The organism is Methylopila henanensis, assembly GCF_042681025.1.
GTDB classification, from domain to species: Bacteria; Pseudomonadota; Alphaproteobacteria; order Rhizobiales; family Methylopilaceae; genus Methylopila; species Methylopila henanensis.
In genome coordinates, this window is sequence record NZ_JBHUER010000001.1 from 339,091 (window position 1) to 348,635 (window position 9,545).

Annotated in this window: 14 protein-coding genes; 9 read left to right on the plus strand and 5 right to left on the minus strand. The window is 66.6% G+C overall.

What is annotated here, in order from left to right; genetic code table 11:
• Window positions 1-121 precede the first annotated feature (121 nt).
• From lipA to ACFSCV_RS01640, 4 genes are all read left to right on the plus strand, one after another.
• Window positions 122-1,108 carry a lipoyl synthase gene (gene lipA / locus ACFSCV_RS01625; protein WP_378796349.1) on the plus strand — a complete coding sequence of 329 codons (987 nt, stop codon included), beginning with the start codon at window positions 122-124 and terminating at the stop codon, window positions 1,106-1,108.
• 79 nt (window positions 1,109-1,187) lie between these two features.
• The gene (locus ACFSCV_RS01630; protein ID WP_378796351.1) at window positions 1,188-2,159 is read left to right on the plus strand and encodes an NAD(P)H-dependent flavin oxidoreductase; all 972 of its coding nucleotides are present in this window, start codon (window positions 1,188-1,190) and stop codon (window positions 2,157-2,159) included.
• 154 nt (window positions 2,160-2,313) lie between these two features.
• On the plus strand, window positions 2,314-2,949 hold the full coding sequence (locus ACFSCV_RS01635; RefSeq protein WP_378796353.1) for an outer membrane protein: 636 nt from the start codon (window positions 2,314-2,316) through the stop codon (window positions 2,947-2,949).
• Window positions 2,950-3,111: 162 nt separating this feature from the next.
• Window positions 3,112-3,786 carry a class I SAM-dependent methyltransferase gene (locus ACFSCV_RS01640; protein WP_378796355.1) on the plus strand — a complete coding sequence of 225 codons (675 nt, stop codon included), beginning with the start codon at window positions 3,112-3,114 and terminating at the stop codon, window positions 3,784-3,786.
• A gap of 128 nt (window positions 3,787-3,914) precedes the next feature.
• Here ACFSCV_RS01640 and ACFSCV_RS01645 read toward each other — a convergent pair whose 3' ends face one another.
• The 3 genes from ACFSCV_RS01645 to ACFSCV_RS01655 are packed head-to-tail and all read right to left on the minus strand — an operon-like array spanning window position 3,915 to window position 6,350.
• The gene (locus ACFSCV_RS01645) at window positions 3,915-5,750 is read right to left on the minus strand and encodes a carbamoyltransferase family protein (RefSeq protein ID WP_378796357.1); all 1,836 of its coding nucleotides are present in this window, start codon (window positions 5,748-5,750) and stop codon (window positions 3,915-3,917) included.
• A 16-nt stretch (window positions 5,751-5,766) separates the two neighbouring features.
• Window positions 5,767-5,916, minus strand: a complete 150-nt coding sequence (locus tag ACFSCV_RS01650) for a DUF5989 family protein (protein ID WP_271201445.1) — start codon at window positions 5,914-5,916, stop codon at window positions 5,767-5,769.
• Between the two features lie 8 nt (window positions 5,917-5,924).
• Window positions 5,925-6,350 carry an SxtJ family membrane protein gene (locus ACFSCV_RS01655; RefSeq protein ID WP_378796360.1) on the minus strand — a complete coding sequence of 142 codons (426 nt, stop codon included), beginning with the start codon at window positions 6,348-6,350 and terminating at the stop codon, window positions 5,925-5,927.
• Window positions 6,351-6,481: 131 nt separating this feature from the next.
• Here ACFSCV_RS01655 and ACFSCV_RS01660 point away from each other — a divergent pair, with 131 nt between their 5' ends.
• Window positions 6,482-7,597, plus strand: coding sequence for an SGNH/GDSL hydrolase family protein (locus ACFSCV_RS01660; protein WP_378796362.1), 1,116 nt, complete (start codon window positions 6,482-6,484; stop codon window positions 7,595-7,597).
• Between the two features lie 170 nt (window positions 7,598-7,767).
• Here ACFSCV_RS01660 and ACFSCV_RS01665 read toward each other — a convergent pair whose 3' ends face one another.
• Window positions 7,768-7,980, minus strand: a complete 213-nt coding sequence (locus ACFSCV_RS01665; RefSeq protein WP_378796364.1) for a helix-turn-helix transcriptional regulator — start codon at window positions 7,978-7,980, stop codon at window positions 7,768-7,770.
• Between the two features lie 113 nt (window positions 7,981-8,093).
• Between ACFSCV_RS01665 and ACFSCV_RS01670 the strand changes: the two genes are divergently transcribed.
• Entirely contained in the window at window positions 8,094-8,249 is a 156-nt protein-coding gene (locus ACFSCV_RS01670) for a hypothetical protein (protein WP_378796366.1), read from the plus strand.
• Window positions 8,250-8,253: 4 nt separating this feature from the next.
• Here ACFSCV_RS01670 and ACFSCV_RS01675 read toward each other — a convergent pair whose 3' ends face one another.
• Window positions 8,254-8,535 (minus strand): hypothetical protein, encoded by a 282-nt coding sequence (locus ACFSCV_RS01675; protein ID WP_378796368.1) that lies wholly within the window; start codon window positions 8,533-8,535, stop codon window positions 8,254-8,256.
• Between the two features lie 89 nt (window positions 8,536-8,624).
• On the opposite strand from ACFSCV_RS01675, the gene ACFSCV_RS01680 reads away from it, so the two are divergent.
• From ACFSCV_RS01680 to ACFSCV_RS01690, 3 genes are all read left to right on the plus strand, one after another.
• On the plus strand, window positions 8,625-8,849 hold the full coding sequence (locus ACFSCV_RS01680; RefSeq protein ID WP_378796740.1) for a helix-turn-helix domain-containing protein: 225 nt from the start codon (window positions 8,625-8,627) through the stop codon (window positions 8,847-8,849).
• A 49-nt stretch (window positions 8,850-8,898) separates the two neighbouring features.
• A complete protein-coding gene (locus tag ACFSCV_RS01685; protein WP_378796370.1) occupies window positions 8,899-9,207 on the plus strand; it encodes a hypothetical protein in 309 nt (102 codons plus the stop codon).
• A gap of 152 nt (window positions 9,208-9,359) precedes the next feature.
• The gene (locus ACFSCV_RS01690; RefSeq protein ID WP_378796371.1) at window positions 9,360-9,542 is read left to right on the plus strand and encodes a hypothetical protein; all 183 of its coding nucleotides are present in this window, start codon (window positions 9,360-9,362) and stop codon (window positions 9,540-9,542) included.
• Window positions 9,543-9,545 lie beyond the last annotated feature (3 nt).

Genomic DNA, 9,545 nt, shown 5'->3' on the forward strand with positions numbered 1-9,545 from the left:
CATCGACGGCGAAGGCGTCTTCGCCTAAAGTTCAGGAGGGCGGACCCACGGTCCGCTCTCCTTTTTGTTGCGCAGGCCGCGGCGCTTGTCCGCGGCCGGAACGGAAAGACGACAGCTCGCCATGGTCACGGTGCTCGACCGCACGAACGGCACGGCCCGCCCCCGCCACCCCGAAAAGGCGCGGCGGCCCGAGACCGAACAGCTCCGCAAGCCGGACTGGATCCGCGTGCGCGCGCCCGGCTCCCCGGTCTGGCGCGAGACGCAGGAGATCGTGCGCTCCAACAAGCTCGTCACCGTCTGCGAGGAGGCGGGCTGCCCCAACATCGGCGAGTGCTGGTCGAAGAAGCACGCCACCTTCATGATCCTCGGCGACACCTGCACCCGCGCCTGCGCCTTCTGCAACGTGCGCACCGGTCTGCCCGAGGCGGTCGACGCCGGCGAGCCGCAGCGGGTCGCGGATGCCGTCGCCAAGCTCGGCCTCAACCACGTCGTCATCACCTCGGTCGACCGCGACGACCTCGCCGACGGCGGCGCGCGGCATTTCGCCGACGTCATCCGCGCGATCCGGCGCATGAGCCCGGAGACGACGATCGAGATCCTGACGCCGGACTTCCTGCGCAAGCCCGGCGCGCTCGAGACCGTCGTCGAGGCGCGGCCCGACGTGTTCAACCACAACCTCGAATGCGTGCCGTCGCTCTACCTGACCGTCCGGCCCGGCGCCCGCTACTTCCACTCCATCCGCCTGCTGCAGCGGGTGAAGGAGCTCGACCCCTCGATGTTCACCAAGTCGGGCATCATGGTGGGGCTCGGCGAGCAGCGGAACGAGGTGCTGCAGCTCATGGACGATCTGCGCACCGCGGACGTCGACTTCCTGACCATCGGCCAGTACCTGCAGCCGACCAAGCGCCACCACGCCATCGCCCGCTTCGTGACGCCCGACGAGTTCGCCTCCTACGAGACCATCGCCTACGCCAAGGGCTTCCTGATGGTGTCGTCGAGCCCGCTGACGCGCTCCTCGCACCATGCGGGCGACGATTTCGCGAAGCTCGTCGCCGCGCGTTCGGCCAAGCTCGGCGCAACCCCGACCGCCCCGCTCGCGGCCGAATAGCGAAGGCCCGCGGGCTGGCGAAGGCCGATCGGCCGCGGCTAGAGTGCAATCGCACACCCTAGCCGATCAGAGGCCGATCATGCCGTTGCCGCCCGTGCTCCAGGGACGTCTCGCGCTTCCCGTCGTCGCCGCGCCGATGTTCATCGTGTCGGGGCCGGACCTCGTCATCGCGCAGTGCAAGGCGGGCGTGGTCGGCTCGTTCCCGGCGCTGAACGCGCGGCCGCAGGCCGAGCTCGACGTCTGGCTGACGCGGATCACGGCCGAACTCGCCGCCCACGCCACCGCGAACCCGGAAGCGCCGGTCGCGCCGTTCGCGGTCAACCAGATCGTCCACGCCTCGAACGCGCGGCTGCGCGAGGACATGGCGACCTGCGCCCGCCATCGCGTGCCGATCATCATCACCTCGCTGCGGGCGCCGAACGAGGTCGTCTCGGCGGTGCACGGGTGGGGCGGCGTCGTGTTCCACGACGTCATCTCGGTGCGCCACGCGAAGAAGGCGCTGGAGGCCGGCGTGGACGGGCTGATCCTCGTCTGCGCCGGGGCGGGCGGCCACGCTGGCGCGCTCAGCCCGTTCGCGCTCGTCCAGGAGATCCGCGCCTTCTACGACGGCCCGCTGCTGCTTTCGGGCGCGATCGCCACCGGGCGCGCGGTGTTCGCGGCCCAGGCGATCGGCGCCGACCTCGCCTATGTCGGCACCCGCTTCATCGCGAGCGCAGAGGCCAACGCCGCGCCCGACTACAAGCGCATGCTGATCGAAGGCGCGGCGAGCGACATCGTCTACTCCTCGCTGTTCACCGGCGTGCTCGGCAACTACCTGAAACCCTCGATCGCGGCGGCGGGGCTCGATCCGGACGCGCTGCCGGCCGCCGACAAGTCGGCGATGGACTTCGCCAAGGCGGACGTCCGCTCCGACGCGAAGGCGTGGCGCGACGTCTGGGGCGCGGGGCAGGGGCTCGGCGCGATCTCGGACTCACCCCCCGTCGCCGAAATCGTGCTCAGGATGAGGCGGGAGTACGCCGAGGCCCGGGCGGAACTGTGCAAAAACGCCTGATCCCGAATGCGCCCATGCGGAATTCGTTGCACGAAAGCCTCACCCTTTCTCGGATGGTTTTTGCGGCGTCGACATGCCGGCCGAACAGGGCCAAGTAGTCGTCACCGCGCGGCTCCCCCGGGTCGTGCGTCGTAAACGTGACAGGTTGAGTCCCATGACCCGCAAGATCCTGCTCGGCGCCGCCGCGGCGGTCGCCCTCTCCGCCACCGGCGCCTTCGCCGCCGACCTCCCGGCCTACGAGCCGGCTCCGGCCATCGCGGCCCCGGTTCCGTCCTTCACCTGGAGCGGCCCGTACATCGGCGTTCAGGCCGGCTACGCCTTCGGCGATACCAACATCAGCGGCATCAAGCCGGAAGGCTTCATCGTCGGCGGCTACGCCGGCTACAATGTCCAGCTCGACAACTCGCCGGTCGTGTTCGGCATCGAGACCGACTTCAACTACTCGGACGTCGACGACAAGCGCGGCGGCGTGCGCGCCCAGGGCGACTGGACCGGCGCGACCCGCGCCCGCGTCGGCTACGCCTTCGATCGCTTCCTGGCCTACGCCGCGGGCGGCGTGGCCTACGCTGATCGTGAAGTCCGCGTGCGCGGCATCGGCAGCGACAGCAAGACCGCGGTCGGCTGGACCGTCGGCGGCGGCGTCGAGTACGCTGCGACCGACAACGTCGCCGTGCGCGCCGAGTACCGCTACACCGACTTCGGCAAGGACCGTCTCCTCGGCCGCAGCGTGGACGGCGACGAGCACCGCGTGATGGGCGGCGTCGCCTACAAGTTCGACCTCGGCTTCTGATCCAAGCCGAACGGTCGCCGGCTTTGGCCGGAACGATGAAGGGGCTCCGCGGCGCAGGCCGCGGGGCCCCTTTCATTTGATTGTGACGACGGGCGCGGCTTGCCCGCCATCAGGCTGCATGCGACAAATTATCCCGCTATCGCACGATCAGCGGGGACAGGCATGGCCGTCGCATTGAACGTCGACCTGCGCGCCATCGAGCACGCCGTCTGCGCGCACAACATGCGCAACAAGTTCGCCGGCCTCTACAAAGCCAGGAAATGCGTCGACCGCGCCGAGTTCTGGGGCGACATCGTCACGACCATCGGCGCGGACAAGCAGGTCAACATCCTCGAGTTCGGCGTCCGGCAGGGGCGCAGCATGCGGTACTGGTCGGAGCGCTTCACGAATCCGGACACGCGGCTGGTCGGCTTCGACAGCTTCGTCGGGCTGCCCGAAGACTGGACCGACAATCTCAAGACCGGCAGCTTCTCGACCCGCGGCAAGGCGCCGGACATCGACGATCCGCGCATCTCCTACGAGATCGGGTGGTTCCAGAACATGCTGCCCGGCGCGATCGCGCGGCGTCAGCAGCAGCTCGCCGGGTCGCCGCTGTTCGTCCACCTCGACGCCGACCTCTACTCCGCGACGCTCTACGTGCTGGGCGTGCTCGCGAACCATTTCGACGAGTACTACGTCGCCTTCGACCAGTTCCATCTCGACGAGAACCGCGCGCTGGCGGACTTCATGACCGCCTATCCGTTCCGCGTGCAGTTCCTGTCCTACACCGCCGACAAGGCCGGCCGGTGCCTGGCCTTCGGCCGGATGAAGAAGATCTGGTTCGAGCCGGGGCGCTGAGTTTCAGACGGGCGGAACCACCGGCTTGAGGAGCGGGAACGTCGCGCACGCTCAAAGCGCCCGACGGCACGGATCGCGTGTCCAACGAGCGACCGCGAATAATCCCTGGAACTCAATTCAGTCGGCTATCAGTCGAGCTCGAAGGCGTCCTTGTAGTTGAGCGCCAGCGCGGGATCCTGGTCGGACTTCTCAAGGTAGAACGAGCCGACCGCCAGCGTTTCTATGTCGGTGCCCATGAAGCACCGGAAGGCGTCGTCGGGCGTGCAGACGATCGGCTCTCCCCGGACGTTGAAACTGGTGTTGACGACGATGGGGCAGCCGGTCTGAGCGGCGAAGGCCTCGATCAGCGCGTGATAGATCGGGTTGGTCTCGCGATGGACCGTCTGCACCCGCGCCGAATAGTCCACATGGGTCACCGCCGGGATGTCGGAGCGCACGACGTTCAGCTTGTCGATGCCGAACAGGTTCTCCTCGTCCGCCGTCATGGCCCGCCGGCGCTCAGGCCGTACGCCCGCGACCAGCAGCATGTAGGGGCTGTCGCACTCGAGCTCGAACCAGTCGGACACCGCCTCGCGGAGCACCGACGGCGCGAACGGGCGGAACGACTCCCGGTACTTCACCTTGAGGTTCAGCAGCTTCTGCATGGACGGGGAACGCGGATCGCCGAGGATCGAGCGGGCGCCGAGCGCGCGCGGGCCGAACTCCATTCGGCCTTGGAACCAGCCGACGGCCTTGCCGTCCGCGAGCGCCTTCGCGGTGGACGCGATCAGTTCGTCCGGCGACAGCTTCGTGAAGCGCGCGCCGGCGGCGATGAGCGCCGCCTCGATCTCGGCGTCCGTGTAGCTCGGGCCGAGATAGGCGCCCTGCATGGCGTCCGGGGCGGTCTCGACATGGCGGGGATGTCCCAACTCCATGTGCCAAGCGGCGAGCGCAGCGCCCAGCGCGCCGCCGGCGTCGCCTGCGGCCGGCTGAATCCAGATCTCGTCGAAGTGGCCGTCCTTGAGGATCTTGCCGTTGGCGACGCAGTTGAGCGCGACGCCGCCGGCGAGACAGAGCTTCTTCAGCCCGTACTCCTTGGCGAGGCTCCTTGCGGTGCGGCGCATCACGATCTCGGTGACGTCCTGGATCGAGGCCGCCAGGTCCATATGATCCTGCGTCAGCAACTGGTCGGCCGAGCGATCCGGCAGGCCGAACAGTCGGGCGAACCTGTCGTTCGTCATCCTGAGGCCGGTGCAATAGTCGAAATAGCTGAGGTCGAGCTTGAAGCTGCCGTCGTCCTTGACGTCGATCAGATGCTCGAGGATCGTCGGCGTGAAGCGCGGCGTTCCATAGGGCGCGAGCCCCATCACTTTGTACTCGCCGGAATTGACCTTGAAGCCGGTGTAGTAGGTGAACGCGGAATAGAGCAGGCCGAGCGAGTGCGGAAACTGGATCTCGCGGTCGAGCGTGATCCGGGCCCCGCGACCGATCCCCGCCGAACTCGCGGCCCATTCGCCGACACCGTCCATCGTCAGGATCGCCGCCTCTTCGAACGGCGAGGGATAAAACGCGCTCGCGGCGTGGCTGTAGTGGTGCTCCGAGAACAGCAGGCGCTCGTTCCAGTCGCAGTCGGGCGCGATCGCCTTGAGTTCGTCGACCAGCAGTTTCTTGAGGAACAGCTTTTCCTTCAGCCACAGCGGCATCGCTTTGAGGAACGAGCCGAAACCGCGCGGCGCGAAGGCGAGATAGGTCTCGATGAGCCGTTCGAACTTGAGGAACGGCTTCTCGTAGAACACCACGCGGTCGACGTCCGCGAGCGTGATCCCGCCTTGCGCAAGGCAGGCGGCGATGGCGCTCTTCGGGAATCGAGCGTCCTGTTTTCGGCGCGTGAAGCGCTCTTCCTGGGCGGCGGCGACGATCTTCCCGTCGACGACGAGAGCCGCGGCGCTGTCATGGTAGAAGGCGGAAATGCCGAGAATGCGCACGGGCCGGCGGCGCCAATCAGAACAGCGTGTAGATGAAGGGCGCGACCGCCGAGCCCTTGGTCAGGACCACGAGTCCGCCGAAGATCAGCGCGACCACGATGATCGGCAGCATCCACATCTTCTTGCGGACCTGAAGGAATTCCCATAGTTCGGCGACGAAGGACATCGTGATCCTCAGAACTGCTTTTTCATTGAGCCGAGCGGCAGGGTGGCGTCGCGCCTGACCCAATAGCTGGTGGCCTCCGGATTGCGCTTAAGGCCGAGAAAATCCTTGCCCGCCCGGCGCATGACATAACCCATCGGAGTGAACACCAGGAAGAACAGCCCCCCCATGATGATTGGGTTGACGACCTTATGCAGCAGCAGGCCGAACTTAAGCCAAACGAGGTTCAGCGGGCGCAGCGCGGCTGGCGCCAGATAGGCGCAGGCGACGCACGCCGCTGACGCCACGCCCGCGGCGCCCGCCCCGACCGGGTGGCCGCGCCACCAAAGCCAGGCCGCGAGAAGCGCGAACACCACCGCGAAGGTGAGGCCGAACGACTTCTCGGAGGGCGGCCGCACGTGCTCGTCGGCGATCAGGTTTTCGTGGTGGCCGGTCATGAACCCTTCGTTGAACGGCAATGGGCGGACAGCTTATATGGGAAGATCGCCGGCCGTGAAAGACGCCGGCCATTGCGGCGGTCGCGAGGCCCGCTCGGGCTGCGTGAGGGACGCTGCGGAGGACGAATAGCTTGAGGACTGTGCTTGTCGCGGCCGTCGCCTGCATCCTGTTGATGGGCGGCACGTTGCTCGTGCTGGAAGGCGGCTACGCGGTGCTGAGAGGGGGCCAGCCTGCGCCGAGCGTCACCTACCAGACCCTCGCCATGCTCGGCCTGACGCGGAGCCCGACCACCGGCAAGGAGGCGGCTTACGCGCCGTTCTTTTCGCAGCCCGAGGAATTATCGGACCTGCTTGAGCTCATGAAGGCGTCAGCCGTCGGCGTGGGCAACTCGCCGTTCCGGGACGCCATGAGCGGGGACGCGGCGATCAACACCACGGTCGACGGCTGCCCGGCGGTGAAGCCCAATCTGCGCAAGACGGCCTTTTTCCTGCGCACGAACGCGTTCAATCCGTTCGATCCGCCCACGATCTTCCACGACGTCGGCAAGACGCTCGATCCCAGGCTCGTCGCATTCTTCGACCGCTATGGTACGTCGCCCGTCAGCCTGTCCACCAACGCGCAGGGCGAGCGGGTCACCGATCCCCTGGTCGAGCGGCCGCGCAAGGTGCTGGTCGCCGGCGATTCGGTCGCCTTCGGGGCGATGGTCGACGATTCCGAGACGATTTCGTCGCATCTCCAGAAGCGCGACGATGCGCGCCAATACGTCAATCTCGGCGTCGCGGGCGTCGACGCCGAAGCGATCCTGTGCCGGTTGGAGGACGCCGCGCGGCGCTACCGCGGCGCGATCGACGAGCTGGTCTATGTCTATTGCGAGAACGACTTCCAGCCGAAGCGGCCCTTCGGCCGGCCGGGCGAGGTGATCGACCGGCTCCGCCAGTTCGCCGCCCGCGAGAAGATCGGCAAGGTGACGGTCGTGTTCTCGCCCTACATCTACATGGTCGCCCCCGAGCTCACCCGGTTCAGCGGGCATTTCGGCGCGTCCTACCACTATCGCGCGGAGGAGCGGCGGGAGCTGGAGGAGGCGGTGAAAGCCGCCGGGTTCCGCTGGGTCGACATCGGGCTCCTCGCCAAGGAGGAGGAGGCGCGGAGCCGCACCCGCTACGCCATCTTCAGCCTGTTCGTCGACCAGAATCACCTGTCGCCGGCAGGCGCCGGCAGACTGGTCGACGCGCTCCACGCCAAGTGACCAAGCCTGGCAAGTGGAGCGGCGCCCTCCGCATCTCGCAATTGTAGAAGAATGAGCAGCGCTGCAAGGTGATCTGGCGGAAGGGGTGTCCGTCATTTTCGGCTCATTCTCATGTTGAAAACGAGCGGATTGCCGAATTATACCCGGTTAACTACCCGGCTTTTCCGGCGCTAGGCCTCCGCTCTGACCGGCAGCGCATCCATCCACGCGACGATCTGCGACTCGCGCCATCGCGAGCAGCCGACCCCGACGTCGAGCGGACGCGGAAACCGGCCGGCCGCCATGAAGCGGTAGATCGTGGTCCGGCCCAGCGTCGTCATCTGCTGGACGTCGCGAAGGCGAAGGAGCCGGTCGCCAGCTCGGTTATCGTTGTCGGCGCGCATAGGGACCTCCGAAAGGGAGCGGACGGCCCGATCGGGCCGACATGGGATGATTGCGGGCGAACGCCGTGCTTCGATAGAGCCTGGCGTGGATAAGGCGGAAAATTCTGGTCGACGTGGCCCTCATCGTCGCACTGCGCGCCCTCGTCCTCGCACGTCATCTCGAGGTTCTCGTCGCCGTCGAGATCGTCGAGCAGGGCGATGAGCCGCTCGATCTCGTCTTCGACGGCGAGGCGCGAGAGCGGTCGGCCGTCGCGCGCCGGGCGGTATGAGAGGTCAAGCATGGCCATCCCCTCCCGCCGTGATCGCCGGACACCGCACGGCGGCCGCCATCCCATCAACGGTCGATCCGGCGTCGATGATGTCCCGGAATTCCTCGAGCGACAGGTCCATGGCGATCCGGCCGCCGGCCGTGGCGCGCATCGCTTTCAGAATCAAGGAAAGCGTCTGTTCCGCCGCGAGGGATTTCGCGCTGCATTTCAGACAGGGGGAACTGGCGGGGCAGGGGGTGAAAGCAGGCAAGCGGGGGGCGCCTGCCGAAACGGTGGTTTCGAGCATTGTGTATTACCTTGAGGAAAATTCGTAACAGGGATACGATAATGCCGATGCGGGTTGCCCGTCAATCGTTTCGTAACGGTGTTCTGGAAATGATCGCTGCTCAGTGCAAGATGGCGCGCGCTGCCCTGGGGCTCGGCGTTCGAGATTTAGCGAAGGCAGCGGATGTTTCGCCCGACACGGTTGCAAGGCTGGAGCGCGGCGATGAGTTGAAGCCGGTGACCGTCGCCGCCATCCGCGCCGCCTTGGAAGCCGCTGGCGTTGAGTTCATCGCCGAGAATGGCGGCGGGGCAGGGGTGCGGTTGAGGAAGGGGTAGGGCAGCGCTGCCGAGTTACGCCTGCGTAACGCCGCGCCGAGAGATCGACATGACGAACAATCAGGACAAGCCGCTCGGAGAGATTTTGACCCTGGCCGAAGCTGCGGCGAAGCTGAAGATCGGGACGCGTGCCCTGATCGCCGCGGCTGGCCGTGCAAAGCGTGGCTCGCGTTTCGGCCGCGAGTGGAGATTTACCGAGGCCGACCTGGCCGCGATTATGGAGGCTATGCGCGTGGAGCCTTCTAGGCATCACGGATCGTTGCCATCGTTGTCCACGTCCGACGCGTCGGCAAAACTACAGGCACTCGCAACCGCGAGACTGCAGAAGCGCTTGGAATCAAGGAGGAGGCGCGGCTGACCTCAAGGCGGTCGGAAGTGACCCGGCCGAGCGGGCTTGGGCGAACGGCCGGCGCAAGGGGAACGCCCGAACGGCAGCAATTGAGCCTTGACGGACAGCCGACAGCTTCCGAAACTTTCCATCGTCCTCAGCAGATGCCAAGGAGGAGAACGGTGCTGTACACGGTCATTTTCGAGGGTGACAACGATCCCTCAGCGACGGTCGTTGATGGCGCTCTGAACGCTCTGAACCTCGCCCAGTATGAAGCTCGATCGAAAGGATGCGAGGTGACCATCGCCACCGAGAACGGATGGTGCATGAGCCTCGACGAGCTGGAGGAGCTCGTCCATCAGTGAGCT